Origin of the sequence: Pseudomonas putida, from assembly GCF_004357765.1 — a bacterium.
Taxonomy (GTDB): domain Bacteria; phylum Pseudomonadota; class Gammaproteobacteria; order Pseudomonadales; family Pseudomonadaceae; genus Aquipseudomonas; species Aquipseudomonas putida_U.
Genome location: NZ_SMTE01000024.1, coordinates 21,676 through 37,545 on the forward strand (window position 1 = coordinate 21,676; position 15,870 = coordinate 37,545).

10 protein-coding genes and 1 rRNA gene are annotated in these 15,870 nt (G+C 63.6%); 4 read left to right on the forward strand and 7 right to left on the reverse strand.

Translation table 11 applies throughout. From position 1 onward, the window contains the following. Positions 1-76: 76 nt before the first annotated feature. Positions 77-961, forward strand: coding sequence for a LysR family transcriptional regulator (locus E2H86_RS24930; protein WP_133332168.1), 885 nt, complete (start codon positions 77-79; stop codon positions 959-961). Positions 962-1,027: 66 nt separating this feature from the next. On the opposite strand, the gene E2H86_RS24935 is transcribed toward E2H86_RS24930, so the two are convergent. Then, entirely contained in the window at positions 1,028-1,303 is a 276-nt protein-coding gene (locus tag E2H86_RS24935) for a metal/formaldehyde-sensitive transcriptional repressor (RefSeq protein WP_133332169.1), read from the reverse strand. A gap of 70 nt (positions 1,304-1,373) precedes the next feature. Between E2H86_RS24935 and dmeF the strand changes: the two genes are divergently transcribed. Together dmeF and E2H86_RS24945 are read left to right on the forward strand one after the other, a co-directional pair. After that, positions 1,374-2,303 (forward strand): CDF family Co(II)/Ni(II) efflux transporter DmeF, encoded by a 930-nt coding sequence (dmeF, locus tag E2H86_RS24940; protein ID WP_133332170.1) that lies wholly within the window; start codon positions 1,374-1,376, stop codon positions 2,301-2,303. Positions 2,304-2,399: 96 nt separating this feature from the next. Beyond that, complete coding sequence (locus tag E2H86_RS24945) at positions 2,400-2,744, forward strand: cupin domain-containing protein (protein ID WP_003258412.1); 345 nt, start codon at positions 2,400-2,402, stop codon at positions 2,742-2,744. A gap of 65 nt (positions 2,745-2,809) precedes the next feature. On the opposite strand, the gene mmsB is transcribed toward E2H86_RS24945, so the two are convergent. Together mmsB and E2H86_RS24955 are read right to left on the reverse strand one after the other, a co-directional pair. Continuing rightward, positions 2,810-3,697: a 3-hydroxyisobutyrate dehydrogenase gene (gene mmsB / locus E2H86_RS24950; RefSeq protein ID WP_133332171.1), complete on the reverse strand. Its 888-nt coding sequence runs from the start codon at positions 3,695-3,697 to the stop codon at positions 2,810-2,812. 28 nt (positions 3,698-3,725) lie between these two features. Continuing rightward, positions 3,726-5,252 carry a CoA-acylating methylmalonate-semialdehyde dehydrogenase gene (locus E2H86_RS24955; RefSeq protein ID WP_133332172.1) on the reverse strand — a complete coding sequence of 509 codons (1,527 nt, stop codon included), beginning with the start codon at positions 5,250-5,252 and terminating at the stop codon, positions 3,726-3,728. A gap of 137 nt (positions 5,253-5,389) precedes the next feature. Here E2H86_RS24955 and E2H86_RS24960 point away from each other — a divergent pair, with 137 nt between their 5' ends. Next, the gene (locus tag E2H86_RS24960) at positions 5,390-6,343 is read left to right on the forward strand and encodes a LysR family transcriptional regulator (protein WP_133332173.1); all 954 of its coding nucleotides are present in this window, start codon (positions 5,390-5,392) and stop codon (positions 6,341-6,343) included. Position 6,344: 1 nt separating this feature from the next. Here the strand turns inward: E2H86_RS24960 and recD are convergent, their stop codons facing one another. The 4 genes from recD to rrf all read right to left on the reverse strand — a co-directional run bounded on the left by recD (position 6,345) and on the right by rrf (position 15,861). Beyond that, positions 6,345-8,420, reverse strand: a complete 2,076-nt coding sequence (recD, locus tag E2H86_RS24965) for an exodeoxyribonuclease V subunit alpha (RefSeq protein WP_133332174.1) — start codon at positions 8,418-8,420, stop codon at positions 6,345-6,347. Continuing rightward, entirely contained in the window at positions 8,417-12,100 is a 3,684-nt protein-coding gene (gene recB, locus E2H86_RS24970; RefSeq protein ID WP_133332175.1) for an exodeoxyribonuclease V subunit beta, read from the reverse strand. Before recB ends, recD begins: the two co-directional genes overlap by 4 nt. After that, positions 12,097-15,579, reverse strand: coding sequence for an exodeoxyribonuclease V subunit gamma (gene recC / locus E2H86_RS24975; protein ID WP_133332176.1), 3,483 nt, complete (start codon positions 15,577-15,579; stop codon positions 12,097-12,099). The genes recB and recC overlap by 4 nt, the downstream gene beginning before the upstream one ends. Before the next feature lie 166 nt (positions 15,580-15,745). Beyond that, a 5S ribosomal RNA gene (gene rrf / locus E2H86_RS24980) occupies positions 15,746-15,861 on the reverse strand. Positions 15,862-15,870 lie beyond the last annotated feature (9 nt).

Genomic DNA, 15,870 nt, shown 5'->3' on the forward strand with positions numbered 1-15,870 from the left:
GCTGCATCATGCCGGGCGGCGCGACGGCTGAAAATCTGGCATAAATTGAGCCAGACTCTTGCCAGGACATAGGCAGATGCATTTCGACCTGACCGACCTGACGCTGTTCCAGCACACCCTCGAATGCGGCAACATCACCGCCGGAGCACGCCGTAGCCACCTGTCGTTGCCGGCGGCCAGCGCGCGCATCCGTGCGATGGAAGCCTCGCTGGGTGTCGCGCTGCTCGAACGCAACCGCCGTGGCGTACAGCCGACGCCGGCAGGCCAGGCACTGCTCCAGCACGCGCGGTTGATCGGCCAGCAGGTCGAACGCCTACAATTCGACTTGGCGCAGTACGCCCAAGGCCAGCAGGGCCAGGTGCGTCTGTTGTGCAACACCGCGGCACTGACCGAGTACCTGCCGGAGCTGCTGGCCAGCTACCTGGCCGACAACCCTGGCGTCAGCGTCGATGTGCAGGAGCTACCGAGCTTGCGCATCGTCCAGTCGATCACCCAGGGTATGGCCGACCTGGGCATCATCTCGACCGCCGCGCCCAGCACACATTTGCAGACCCTGCCCTTTCGCGACGACCCACTGGTACTGGTCATGCCGCCAGGGCATCCACTGATGGACCGGTACAGCCCCACCTTCGTCGATAGCCTTGCCCATGACCATGTAGGCCTCGGCGCCAGCAGCGCACTGGCCCTTCACCTGGAGGAGCAAGCCCTGCGTGAAGGCCGACGGATGCGAGTGCGGGTCAGGGCCGAGGGCTTCGACGGGGTCATTCGCATGGTTGCGGGCGGAGCTGGGGTGGCCGTGGTACCGCTGGCTTCGGTAAGACGCTGGGAAGGCGTGCTGCCGATGCAGTGGGTGACGCTGGAAGAGGATTGGGCCAACCGCCAGCTGTTGCTGTGCGCCCGGGACTTTCTGGGCTTGCCGGGCTATGCCGCAGGCTTGGTGGACAGGCTGACCAAAGTCTGAGGCGATCGCAGTTTCCCGCGATCGTAGCAGTACCCAGCAAGGGATATGTAGATACCCCCTGGGGTATCACTTCAGGTAAGACCGCAACAGCGACGCCACTTTATCCGCCTCTTCCTGCCGCTCTTGCGCACTCAGCCCATCCGCCACCAGGTGCTCGCGGATGTGTCCTTCCATCACCTCGGCCATCAACCCGTTCACCGCGCCGCGTACGGCGGCGATCTGCTGCAGGATTGCCAGGCAGTCCTTGTCCTGCTCCAGCGCGGTTTCCAGCGCCGCCGCCTGGCCCTTGATCTTGCGCACCCGGGTCAACAGCTGCTTCTTGCCCTTCTGGGTATGTGCCATGTCGTTTCACACCGTCATAGGTATACTGGGGTATAGTATATTTCTCGACCTTCCGGGAGCATGATAAACCATGGCGACACAAACCTCAGGCCATTGCCGGCTGAGCCATCAGTTCCACACTCGCAACCTCGGTGCCGAGCGCAAGACCCGGCTGGCGGTGTGGCTGACGGCCGTGATGATGGTGGCGGAAATTGCCGGCGGCTGGTTCTTCAACTCCATGGCCCTGCTCGCCGACGGCTGGCACATGAGCTCGCACGCCCTGGCCCTGGGCCTGTCGCTACTGGCATATGCCGCAGCGCGACGTTATGCCAGCGACCGCCGCTTCGCCTTCGGCACCTGGAAAATCGAGATCCTCGGCGGTTACTCCAGTGCCCTGCTGCTGCTCGGGGTAGCCGGGCTGATGGCCTTCCAGTCGGTGGAACGACTGTTTGCCCCTGGCCCGATCCACTACGACGAGGCGATTTTCATCGCCGTGGTTGGCCTGGCCGTGAACCTGATCTGCGCCTGGTTACTGCGCGACGATCATGATCATCACCACCACGGCCACGAGCATCACCACGACCATGGTCACCACCACGATCTCAACCTGCGTTCAGCCTACCTGCACGTGATCGCCGACGCGGCCACCTCGGTGTTGGCGATCATCGCCCTCTTGGCCGGCGAACTCTGGGGAGCAGGCTGGCTGGACCCGGTCATGGGCCTGGTCGGCGCGGTGCTGGTGGCGGTATGGGCGCGTGGCCTACTGCGGGACACCAGCCGGGTGCTGCTGGATGCCGAGATGGATGCACCCGTGGTCGGAGAGGTTCGCGAGGTGGTCGCGCAACTGCCAGTGGCGGCACGCATCACCGACTTGCATGTGTGGCGCGTAGGCAAGGACCAGTACGCCTGCATCCTCAGCCTGGCCACCACGGGCGAACTCAGCGCCGAAAGCGTGCGCCAGGCGCTCGCCGTGCACGAGGAGCTGGCCCACATCACCGTCGAGGTCAATGCCTCGGTATAGCGCGGCCAGGCAGCTGGACGTCGAGCCCAGGCAACTGCGGCTCGGCCGATGGCCCTAAGGTGACGAGTCATCCAACCAGTCACCAGGAGTTGTGCCATGTCCGATTTCATCACCGTCCTGCGCGAGACCTGCCCGACGCCGGTCGTGGACGCCACCAAGTGGAAGCGCATCGGCGGCGACCCGCATACCGTCAACCTCAATGCCTACCTGTCGGCGGACGGCAGCAAGATCATGGGCACCTGGATCTGCACCCCAGGCAAGTTCGAGGTCAACTACGAGAAGTGGGAGTTTTGCCACTTCCTCGACGGCTACTGCATCATCACCCCGGAAGGCGAGGAGCCCAAGCACCTCAAGGCCGGCGACGTATTCGTCATCGAACCAGGGATGAAAGGCACCTGGGAAGTGGTCGAGACCGTGCGCAAGTACTTCGTCTTCGCCTGATCAGAGACAATCGCCGTATCCAACGGCCTCATCGCCGGCACGCCGGCGATGCTTTACCTCGTCAATCAGTCCTTTTTGCGGTACCCCTCAACGATCGCCGAGAAGTCCTTGCCGCCATCACCGCGCAAGCTCATGGCCTGGTATAGCTGCTGCGCCAGCGCGCCCATGATCACCGGTTGATGCGCCTGGCGGGCGGCCTCGGTAGCCAATCCCAGATCCTTGAGCATCAGCTCGGCGCCAAAGCCACCGGTATAGCCGCGTGACGCCGGCGCGGTCTCGATGATGCCCGGCCACGGGTTGTAGGTATCGGAGCTCCAGCAACGCCCGGTTGAGCTGTTGATGATCCCGGCCAGCACCTGGGTGTCGATGCCCAGTGCGTTGCCCAGGGCCATGGCCTCGGACACACCGATCATCGAGATACCCAGCAGCAGGTTGTTGCAGATCTTGGCGATCTGCCCGGTGCCCACCTCACCGCAATGCACGATGTTGCGGCCCATCTGCTCGAGCACCGGCTTGAGCGTGGCGAACAATTCGGCGCTGGCGCCGACCATGAACGTCAACGTCCCTGCCGCTGCGCCACCGGTTCCACCGGATACCGGCGCATCGCCCATGTCCACGCCTTTGGCCGCCGCGGCCTTGGACACTTCGCGCGCCGTCTGCGGGTCGATGGTGCTGCAATCGACCGTCGGCGTCCCCGGACGCACGCCGGCGAGCACGCCGTCGTCCCCCAGATAGACACTGCGCACATGGGCCGCCGCAGGCAGCATGGTGATCACCAGTTCACTGCCGGCAGCGGCGTCCTTGGGCGAGGCGCTGACCTGGCCGCCGAGTTGGGCAAGCTCGGACAGCACCGCTTGGTTGAGGTCGAACAGGTTCAGCTGATGCCCAGCTTTGATCAGGTTGCGGGCCATGGGCGCACCCATGTTGCCCAGGCCGATGAATGCGATACGCATGGTTTTCTCCTTGACGCAGACGGGTGGCTTAGCGAAGGCTGATGGTGGTGTTCACACCGTCATTGACGCTTTCGTCGTCGAACCAGCGGGCAGTGACCGTCTTGGTCTGCGTGTAGAACTGCACGACCTGCTTGCCGTAAGGGCCGAGGTCACCCAGCTTGGAGCCACGCGAGCCAGTGAAGCTGAAGAACGGTACCGGTACCGGGATCGGGATGTTGATGCCGACCTGACCGATGTCGATCTCGCTCTGGAACTTGCGCGCCGCCGCGCCGCTCTGGGTGAACAAACCGGTGCCGTTGCCGAACGGGTTGCGGTTGACCAGGGCGATGGCCTCGTCGAGGGTATCGACCTCCAAGGTCACCAATACCGGCCCGAAGATTTCCTGGGTATACACCTGCATGTCGGTCTTGACTCCGGAGAACAGGGTCGGACCGACGAAGTTGCCCTGCTCGTATCCTGGAACCTTGACCCCACGGCCGTCGAGCTCGAGCGTGGCGCCTTCCTTGATGCCGCTTTCGATCAGGCCCAGCACACGCTCCTTGGCGCGCTTGGAGACCACCGGGCCAACGTCGGTGCCAGGTTCACAGCCGGCATTGACTTTGAGCTTGCTCGCCGCTTCCTTGATATCGGGCAACCATTCGCGGGCCTTGCCCACCAGCACTGCCACCGAGGTCGCCATGCAGCGCTGGCCGGCAGCGCCAAAGGCGGCGCCGACCAGGGCGTTGACGGTCTGTACGCGGTTGGCATCGGGCAGCACCACCGCGTGGTTCTTCGCGCCCATCATCGACTGCACGCGCTTGCCGTGCTGGCTGGCCAGGTTGTAGACGTGGGTGCCGACTTCGGTGGAACCAACGAAGGAGATCGCCTTGATGTCCGGGTGGGTGCAGATGGCATCCACCACCTGCTTGCCGCCGTGCACCACGTTGAGCACACCGGCCGGTACGCCCGCCTCCAGCGCCAGCTCGACCAGTTGCATGGTCGACAGCGGGTCCTGCTCGGAGGGTTTGAGCACGAAGGTGTTGCCGCAGACGATGGCCATCGGGAACATCCACAGCGGAATCATCGCCGGGAAGTTGAACGGTGTGATACCCGCGCACACGCCGATCGGTTGGCGCAGGGTGTAGGTGTCCACGCCACCTGCGACGTTCTCGGCGAACTCGCCCATCTGCAGGGTGCCGATGGACGCGGCGTGCTCGACCACTTCCAGGCCACGGAAGATGTCACCTTCGGCGTCGGCGAGGGTCTTGCCCTGCTCGGCGCTCAGGGTCTGGGCGATGCGCTTGGTGTGCTCGCGAATCAGCGCCTGGAGCTTGAGCATGATGCGCATGCGGGCGCCGATCGGGGTATCGCGCCAGGAGGCGAACGCACGCTGGGCCGCGGCCACGGCCGCGTCCACTTCCTCGGCGGTGGCGAATGGAACTCGCGCCAGCACCTGTTGGGTGGCCGGATTGACGATGTCACGCCATTCGCTGGACTTCGATTCGACCCATTGACCGTCGATCAGCAGCTTGACCTGCTCGACCTGGGTCTGGGCGGGGGTATGCGGTGCGTTCATCTGCGTTCTCCTTGGAATTATTGTCGGACGCGACGCTGGTGCCTGAACATCAGCGAGGTGGCGCTTGGTTCACGGGGCCTTTTTCGAGTATAGATGTGCATACATCCCATAAGAACGCACAAAAAAACCGGATCATCATGCAAAAAGACCTCACATCCCTGAGCGCCCTGAACTGGGACGACCTCAAGTTCTTCCTGGAGGTCGCGCGCACCCGCAAGGCCAGCAGCGCGGCCAAGCGCCTCAACGTCGACTACACCACGGTGTCGCGGCGCATCAGCTCGCTGGAAAGTGCGCTCGGCACGCTGCTGTTCGAAAAGTCACGGACCAACGGCTTCGTGCTCACCGCCGAAGGGCAGCGCCTGCTGAGCTATGCCGAATCCATAGAAAGCACCCTGCACATGGCTTGCGAGCAGGTGACCGGCTCTGGCGTGGCGCTGTCGGGACATGTGCGCATGGGCTGCACCGAGGGCTTTGGCAGTTTTTTCGTGACGCCGCAGTTGAGCCGTTTCGTCGATGCCTACCCGGCCATTTCGGTGGATATCCTGCCGCTGCCGCACTTCATCAGCCTGTCCAAGCGTGAAGCGGACATCGTCATTGCCCTGGAGCGCCCCGAGCATGGGCCTTATGTGTGCTGCAAGCTCTGCGACTACCAGCTGCGGCTGTACGCCACCCAGGACTACCTGGACGCCCACGCGCCGATCCGCAGCCCCGACGACCTGGCCCGACACCCGTTCATCAGTTATGTGGACGACCTGGCATTCAGTTCCGAGCTGCTGTACCTGGCCAACCTCATCCCCAATGCCAACGCCCGCCTGCGCAGCACCAGCGTGATCGCGCAGTACACTGCCGCCTTGCAGGGGCGCGGGCTGGCGATCCTGCCGTGCTTTCTGGCGGCACAGGACCCTCGGCTGGTCACCGTATTGCCTGGTGAGGTCGAAGTCACACGGCAGTTCTGGATGTACTGCCGGGAGGACCTGCGCAAATTGAAGCGGATTACCTTGTTATGGGACTACATCCGCGAAGTGACCGAGATGAACGCGCCGTTGATGATGGGCGCGAACACGAAGATGGCATTCGCCCAGGACACCTGACTCAGACCTGCTCCAGCATCAGGCCCGAGATACGCCGCACCTTGCGCGCCACGGCCTCCTCGAATATGCCCTGGCGAGGTTCGATCAGGCTGAAACAATGCTTTGCACGGGTGATGCCGGTGTAGATCAGTTCCTTGGTCAGCACCGGGTTGAGTGCGTCGGGCAGTACCAGGGCGGTATGGCTGAACTCCGAACCCTGTGACTTGTGCACGGTCATGGCGAACACCGTTTCCACCTCGTTCAGACGACTGGGCAACACGAAGCGCACCCCGCCGCTACCATCGTTGCGCGGGAAGGCCACGCGTAGCAGAGGCTGACCTTGCTCGTCGGGCAAACGCAGGGCGATGCCGATGTCGCCGTTCATCAGCTTCAGGCCGTAGTCGTTGCGCGTCACCAGCACCGGCCGCCCTTCGTACCAGGGCTGCTGGGCGTCGATCAGGCCGGCATTGTGCAGCACCCGCACCACTCGCTCGTTGAGCCCTTCCACACCCCAGGCGCCTTTGCGCACCGCGCACAACAGCTGAAAGTCCTCGAAGTGCTGGAGCACCTTGCCGGCCCAATGCTCCCAGCGCGGATCGTCGAAAGCAGTACCCGGCGCCGGTCGATGACGGCCGATGGCCCTCAGGTAGCTGCGATAACCTTGCGGTCCTTCGGGGCCACGGTCCAGGCCGTCGAGCAAGAAGCGATCGAAGGCCCGGTCCTGTTCGCCGCGCAGCGCCAGGCCGAAGACGTCCTCCGGCGGCAGGGCCAGCAAGTCGCGCGCGGCCTGGGCCTCTTGGCGATTGACCAGCCGCGCCAGCTGGCCGATACCGCTGCCTTCGCCAAAACGCCGGGAGAAGCGCAACATCACCACTTGCTGGGCCAATGGGTACCGTTCCGCCGTTCCTGACTTAAGCCCACTGGCGCTCAGCGACTGACCGCCAATCTGCTCCAGCCAGGCTTGGGTCTGCGCAGAATAGCGACCCTCCTCGGCATCTCGACACAGGTCGCCCAGTACCGCCCCGGCCTCCACAGACGCCAACTGGTCTTTGTCGCCGAGCAGGATCAGGCGCGCCTTCGGCGGCAGTGCATCGAGCAGGTTGGCCATCATTTCCAGATCGATCATCGAGGCCTCGTCGACCACCAGCACATCCAGCGGCAACGGGTTACCAGCGTGATGACGGAAATGTCGCGAGCCCGGCCGGCTGCCCAACAGCCGATGTACCGTGCTGACATCGGTCGGAATCTGACCACGGACCTCGGGACCGACCTGCAGGCGCTCGACCTGCTGACCGATCGACTCGGTCAGACGCGCGGCAGCCTTGCCGGTCGGCGCAGCCAGGCGGATCCGCAAGGGTCGCCCCTGCTCCACTGCAGGCGCTTGCAGCAGGGCCAGCAGACGCACGACCGTGGTGGTTTTGCCAGTACCGGGGCCACCGGTGATGATGCTGAAGCCAGAACGGGTGGCCAGGGCGCAGGCCAGCTTTTGCCAATCGACCTGGCCGGCCAGGGCGCCAGCGTCGAACAACTGCGCCAGACGCTCGGGCAGATCGGTCGGCGTCGCCTCGTCCTGCAGCAGCCGCTGACGCAGGGTCTGGTCGATCTGTCGCTCGTAGCTCCAGTAACGCCGTAGGTACAGGCGCTGGCCGCTGAGCACCAGCGGCCTGGCCTGCTGCCCTGACGTGGAGCCGTCGGCCACCAGCGGGCTGGCGGCAATACGGTCGATCCAGGTGGTCAGGTCAAGATTGGCGAGCAACTGCGAGGGCAGCAGCAATGGCCCGCTCACGGCATCGCCTTCAGGTGGCAGCGACAAGGCGAAATCCGGCTCGTCCAAGGTCTGGCTCAGGTCGAGGCAGACATGCCCGTGGCCCAGTTGGTGACTGGCCAGAGCGGCAGCCAGCAACAGCAACGGGTCGCTACCCGGCAGCCGTTCTTCAAGGAACGACACGAACGCACGGTCCAGGGCTCGCAGCCAGCCACGCTCGACCCAGCGGTCGAGCAGGAGCAACAGGTCGTTGCTGTCGCGCTGCGGGGCCAACGCCAGCAGCTGTTCGGCGTGCAACGGCGTGGGCAGCAAATCGTCGAGGCTTCGGCTCATGGCGCGGCTCCGGCAAACAGGTCTTGCTGTTCAGGCTGGCTCTCGCCGCGGAACAGTGCGTCGAGCGCTTCGATCAGTGCACGCGGTGGCTTGGCGAAATACACACCATGCCCGCTGCTGCTGGCCCCACGCAGGAAAATGAACAAGGCGCCGCCGACATCGCGGTCATAGTCGTATGCCGGCAGCCGTGCCCGCAGTTGGCGGTGCAGGGCCAGTAGGTAGAGTACGTACTGCAGGTCGTAGCGATGTTCGAGGATCGCCTTTTCCATGGCCGGGGTATCGTAGGCGTCGATATCAACGCCCAACCAGTTGGACTTGTAGTCGGCCACGTAATACCGCCCATCGAGTTCGAAGGCCAGGTCGATGAAGCCTTTGAACATACCGTTGAGCAGCGTCGGCTGCGCTGCTGGTCGCACCAAGCCCGGGTGAGTATGACGCGCCACCAGGCGGTCGAGTTGCTCGACGTCGACCCGCTGGCTGGCAAACCAGAATTCCATCTCGATCTGATAGTGCTGCAACTGCGCGAGGACCAGGCCGGCATTCTCGCCAGGCAACGGCAGCGGCTCGACCAGCAACTGCCCGAGCCATTGGCTGAGGGTCGGGATCCAACCGGTCCAGTTGCGGCGGTTGCAGCGCTGACCAACGGTCCGCTCGATTCGCTGCGGATCGCCGGCGATGTCGGCGAACCCTTCGCGTCCAGCCCATTCCAGCAAGCCGTGAAGGAACGTCCCGGGGCCGGGGCCTCGTGGGAAGCGATGCATGTCACCGCTGTCCGCCACGACCTGCCGCGACTGCGGCACCTCAACGACCTCGTCATCGAGCAGCTGCTGAGCCTGAGAGCTATCAGCGCCCAATGTCTGCTCTCCCATTCTCAAAGCACTGTAGGATGCGATCCACCAATGTTCGGATGCAGCCCGTCGCGGCTTGCGCGCCGGTACCAGCTCGCGCTCGCCGCGAGGTGCGCGATAACACTGGTCATCGGCCTCCGGCATCCCAGGGCACGCAATATGAGCAGAGCCGCCGACCAATGCCTGCAGCCAGACGTCCAGATGCCCAGAGCCTGGTAGCGCAAGCCCACCGCCCAGCAAGTAGCCCAACGCGGAGCGGTGCAGCTGAGAGCTTTTCTGATTACCCCGCTTGAGGTCGGCGACCCCGAGCCAACATGCGTATTGGGCACGGGTCAAGGCCACATAGAGCAGACGCAGGTCCTCGGCCAGGCGCTCGTCGTCGGCGCGGGCGATCTGATCGGCGTCGGGTGCCAGGGTCAAGTGCGCCTGGCCCTGGCTGTCGTGCCAGGCCAGTGGCAGACGGCTACCGTCGACCGGCTTGCTGGTACAGATGAAGGGTAGGTAGACCAGCGGATACTCCAAACCCTTGGACTTGTGGATCGTCACGACCTTGACCAGCTGTTCGTCGCTCTCAAGACGCAGGATCTGCTCTTCACCAGCCTGCCCAGCATTGGCCAGGTGTTCGGCCAGATGACGGATCAACGCTTGCTCGCCATCGAGTTCGCCTGCAGCCTGCTGCAGCAGTTCAGCCAGGTGCAGCAGGTTGGTCAGGACCCGCTCGCCGTCGCTGCGGCGCAACAGGGTGCGGGGCAAGGCGAAGTCGTGCAGCAGGTGCCGCAACATCGGCAGGACACCCTGGCGCTGCCAGGTCTCGCGGTAGCGCCGAAAACGCATGACCCAGTCTTCCCAGACCCGCTCATCCTGGTTCAGACGATCCAGATCGAGCAATGACAGGTCCAGCGTCAGGCTCGCCAGTGCAGCCTTGAGCAGGCGCTCGGAGTCGGGCTCGGCGCAAGCCTTGAGCCACGCCAACAGGTCATGGGCTTCCTGTGCAGCGAATACCGAGTCCTTGTCGGACAGGTACACACTGCGCACGTCACGGGCAGCCAATTCGGCCCGCACCAGTTGTGCCTCGTGACCATCGCGCACCAGAATCGCAATGTCCGAGGGCTGGCAGGGGCGCAGTTGGCCGTCTGCGTCGGCAAAGCCGGTCACTCCTTGCTGGCCACCATTGAGCATGGCGACGATATGAGTGGCGCAACTGGCGGCCAGACGCTGACGATAGAAGGTGCTGGAGATCGGTTCGTCACTCTCCAAGCGCCAGCATTGCAACGCGGCATTGGACTGCCCGTTTACCAACAGCTGTTCGCCGCGGCCTTTGGCCTGTACTTCGATAAAGGGCAGTGGGTTGTCGTCAGCTTCGCGGAACAGGAAGGCACCACGGCCCTGCTGGCGCGCCTCGGCCTGCAGGAATACCTGGTTGACCGCAGCGACCATGGCCTGGCTGGATCGGTAGTTGGTATCGAGGCTGTGAAGACGCCCCTCGGTCGCCCGACGCGCCGACAGGTAGGTGTAGATATCCGCACCGCGGAAGGCGTAGATCGCCTGTTTGGGGTCACCGATCATGAACAGGCCGGTTTCCGGGCGGTTCTCGCTGATGCGATAGATACGCTCGAAGATGCCGTACTGGACGGGGTCGGTGTCCTGGAACTCATCGATCAGCGCCACCGGGAACTGCTCTCGGATCAGGCCGGCCAGGCGTTCCCCGGCGTCGCTGGCCAACGCATTCTGCAAGCGAAGGAGCATGTCATCGAAGCCCATTTCGGCGCGCCGGCGTTTTTCCAGCTCGAAACGCGCCGATACCCAGGCCGCGGCATGCTCCAGCAGGCGCACGTCCGGGCTGCTCAGGCCTTGCAACTGTTGCTGCAGGGTCTGCATGGCCTCCAGCGCCGGGTGCTCGGGGGGAGCACCGACTTTCCAGGCCTCGGCCATCCCTGCCGGAGTCAGGCGGGTGAAACCGGTGCCCAGGTCGAGTTCCACCACTTCGGCGTCGCCGGCCCAGGCACGCAGTTTGTCGAACCATGGCTCGAAATACCGGGCCTGCAGCTTACGCCCATCCGCCTGTTTGGCAGCGACCGCATCGCGGCAAAGCTGATGCAACTCCTCGGTCCACATGCGCCAGGGCGCCTTGAGCTGGCAAAGCTGCTCGGTGCGCTCACGCAGGGCCGATTCGATCAAAGCTTGCGGCTCTTCGCCGCCCTGCTCCTGCTGTGAACGCACGCGACCGAACAGTGGCCGGATGCGCGGTAACAAAGCATCGGGGCTGCCCCAGTGGCTGCGTACCCAGCGTAACGCCTCGCCTTGCATGTCATAGCAAAAGCGCCGCCAGTAGTCGCGCATCACCTGGCCGAGCAACTCGCTGTGATCGGTCTCCAGGCTCTGGGTGAACAGGCTGCCGCTGTCGAACGCATGCTCGCGCAACATCCGCTGGCACCAGCCATGAATGGTCGAGACCGCAGCTTCGTCCATCCACTGCACGGCAATTTCCAGACGGCTGGCGCAACGGGGCCACTGCTCCTGGGTGTAGTCGTCGCGCAACTGCCAAAGCAAGGGATCAGCACCTTCCGACTCACCTCGGAAGAACCGCGCAGCTTCGGCCAGCCGGGCGCGGATACGTTCACGCAGCTCTTTGGTGGCAGCGTCGGTGAAGGTCACCACCAGGATCTGCGGCGGCAACAATTCACGACCGAAGCCCTGCTCGCCGCCATGGCCAAGAATCAGGCGCAGGTACAGTGCGGAAATGGTGAAGGTCTTGCCCGTACCGGCGCTGGCCTCGATGAGTTGGCTGCCGTGCAGGGGGAATTGCAAAGCCAGGGGGCGGACTGTGCTCATGCGCCGGCCTCCGGATTACCCAGGGTTTGCCAAGGCGCTGCAAACAGGGGGCGGTAGAGGGATTCGCACCAGCCCTCGAAGGTTTCGTCGGCGCTCAGTGCAGCGAAGTCGCGGAATTGCCGGGCCAGGGCGATGCTCTCGCTGCGCTCGCCGAAATGGTTCCGCTCGTCTCCTTCATAGGCTCGCGTGGCGGCGACCAGGGCCTTGTCCGGGTCGTCCTGGGCCAGCCAGGCGAATGCCGTCTTGGCCGCCACCGGCAGCGGTGCATTCATACCGGCCTGGCGTGCTACCAGCAGTTCACCGAGCAATTCGCGGGCCTGCTCCTGCGCCAGGGGCGCCAGTAGCAAGGTCAGATCGCTGGCGACCACGGCGCTGTTGAGTGAGTATCCCACCGCGCAGGCGGCCAGATGCATGACCCAGGTTGCGGTCAGGCGATGCCATTTAAGATTGTTACGTCCGGCGCTGATGGTGTTAGGCACGGTCGAAATGCTCAACAGGCTTAGATCATCCGCCTGGTAGACCCGGCCGAGCCAACCTTCCAGCTCATGGCCGGCATGCTGGAACCGAATGGGCAATGCGCCCTCCACCACCGTTGGCCACCGCTGTAACAACTGCCGATGGCGTTGCAGCAGATCCGGGAGTGGCTGCACCAGTTCGGCCTGCAGCAGCTCGCCGAAGCCAGCCAATGGCAACAAGCCGCAGGCTTGCAGGCGACGCGCCTGGGTGTGCAATGCCTGCTCGGCGTTGTCGGGGTCGAGCAGCGCCGCGCCCAGTAGACGTTCGCTGGCTCCGTAACGCTGCAAGGCATCGAGGACGAACGGTTCCTCGTCCGGCGTCGGCGCCTCCAGCGCCTCGAAGAACACTTTCAGGCGCTGGCTGAAGAAATGTCGAACCGGATGGCGCAGGAAATCCTGCAACTGCGTCAAGGTCAAGGCTTCGTCGTGCTGGTAGGGCGTCAACTCCGGCGCCTCCTGCAGCGGATCAGGCGCGTCCTGGTGCAACAGCTGCCACTCATGGGCATAGCTGAACAATGCACTGCCCTTCTGGAAGTAGCGCGGGCTGAACGGCTGCAGTGGATGCTCCTGGGTCAGCGCATGCAGCAATTGCTCACCTGCAGGCAGTGGATCGCCGCTGCGAGTACCCGCCAATTGCCAGCCCGCGGCAAGGTGATCGCGCAATTGGCCAATAAGCACAGAGGCCGGGCGCTCGCTGTTGTCACGAATGCTTCGACCTACCCAGCTGATATAAAGCTGGTCGCGGGCAGACAGCAGGGCCTCGAGCAGCAGGTAGCGGTCATCTTCACGGCGCGAGCGGTCACCGGGTCGATAGTCGCTGGCCATCAGGTCGAAGTCCAATGGGGGTTGGGCACGTGGGTAGTCACCATCATTCATGCCCAACAGGCAGACGACACGGAAGGGGATCGCACGCATGGGCATGAGCGTGCAGAAATTCACCGACCCGGCAAGGAAGCGCTGCGACAACTTGCCCTGGTCGAGGCCCGACAACCAGGCCTCACGGACCACGGTCAGTGGCAGCGGGTCTTGCAGGCCGACGGTCTCGCACACCTCCAGCCAGCTATCACGCAGGTCCTGCAGTTGCATCAGGAGGAATTCGTCATGTTCGTCCTCGGCCAGGAAGAACACCTGCAACAGCGCATTGAGGCGCGCCCCCCATTCCCCGGCCGTCGCAGGTTGAGTCAGCGCTTGGCATGCGACATCCAGAGCGTCGAGCAATGCGACCAGAGGCCCGATCAATGCGGCATCGAGACCGCCGATCTCGTCATAGGGCTCGATGCCGTCGCAGCTTTCACCGACGCCCACGGCGTACCCCAACAACATGCGACGCAGACCGAATCGCCAGCTGTTCTGCTCGAGGCCTTCCGGCAGACCCAACGAAGCCCGTTGCTCGGCGTTCAGGCCCCACCTTATACCTGCACCCTCGATCCAGCGATGCAAGGTTGGCAGGTCGCCCTCGCGAATACCGAAACGGGCCCGCACCGCCGGCACGTCGAGCAAGTCGAGTACCTCGCTCACGGCGAAACGGCTTTCAGGCAACTTGAGCAGGTGTTCCAGGGCGATCAATAAAGGGTCGCGACCGCGTTGGCCCTGGTCCGTCAGGGTGAAGGGGATGAAGCGAGGATCGGTACGCTGCAACTGTCCGAACACCGCGCGGATATGTGGGGCGTAGGTATCGATCGCCGGCAACATGACGATCACGTCGCGCGGGCGCAGGGTAGGGTCGGCACTGAAGCGGGCGAGTAACTGGTCATGCAGGATTTCCACCTCACGCTGTGGGCTGTGCGCTACATGGAAACGCACCGACCGGTCCTTCCCGGGATCGACGCCTGGCCACAGTGCACGGCTCTCGGCAAGAGGGCGGAGTTCGAGGATATCGTCCTGCAATTGTTTGAGCAGCGTGGTCGGCTCACTGTCGCTGAACAGGTCGATACGCCCATCGCTGAACACTCCCCGGTAACTGCCCGGGTCATCGTAGCTGTCGAGCAAGTTGATGTAGTCACGCCCCTGCTTGCCCCATGCGGCCAGCAACGGATGGGCATGCTGGTGCAATGATTCATCGTCCAGCTCCAGGGGCATGCCTTGCTTGCGCTGCTGCCGCTTGTACTGGTGGCGCAGAAGGTCTTTGTCGGCAACGATGTCTGCCCAGTGGTGGCGGCAAGGGTTATGCACGCACAACAACACCTGGCTGAACCGAGCAAGACCTGCCAGTGCTTCCAGTGCCTGGGCAGGCAATGAGGAGATTCCGAAAACGATCACCCGCGCAGGTAACCCGGCGGGTGCCTGCTCCAGGGTATTCATCCGTTCGATGAAACGCTGGTGAACACCGGCACGGCTCTGGGCCATGCCCTGTTCGCCGACATCCAGCAGCAACGCTCGCCACAATTCTGCCTGCCAGCGATTGCCTGGGGCCAAGGGTTTGCGTTCACTCCGTGCGGAGTTGAGCACGTGTTCGCCTGCAGCCCAGTCCTTGAGCCAGTCAGCGCGATAGACCTGGTACTGGTCGAACAGATCGGCCAGGCGCTCGGCCAGTTGGTAGCGTTTGCGCAGATCACTGTCATCGGTCAAGAAGCGCCGCAGCGGCTCGAAATGCGGACGCTCGATCAGTTCGGGCAGCAAGCGCATCAGGCGCCAGGTCAACGGCGCCTTGTCGAGCAGGGAGACCTCGGGGATTTCGTCACGGCCCAATACCCGACGATACAGCTGCCACATGAAACTGCCCGGAAGCTGCACATCCACCGCTGCGGCGATGCCGCAACCGCCTTGATCATCGTCTTGCGGGTCTTCGGCCAAAGCCAGTTTCAGCCACTGGGCGATGCCGTTACTCTGCACCAGGGCGATTTCGTTCTCCAGGGGCGCCAGGGGATAACGGCGCATCCAGCTCACCACCAGGCTACGCAGTTCGTCCAGGCGGTTGCCGTGCACGATCATGAAGCCAGGATGGAGGGAGGTGGTATTGGCCATGAAGGAATCTCGTGAGGCGGTAGGCATTGGTCCGGGAACGACACAATACCTCGTAGCAGCGGCCTTGTGTCGCGAATGGGTTTCGGGCCATGACCAACATGACCAATTTGGCCACAAAAGACAAAACCCCTACCTGCTCGCGCAGATAGGGGTTTTGCGAAATGAATCTTGACGATGACCTACTCTCACATGGGGAAACCCCACACTACCATCGGCGATGCATCGTTTCACTGCTGAGTTCGGGATGGGATCAGGTGGTTCCAATGCTCTATGGTCGTCAAGAAATTCTGT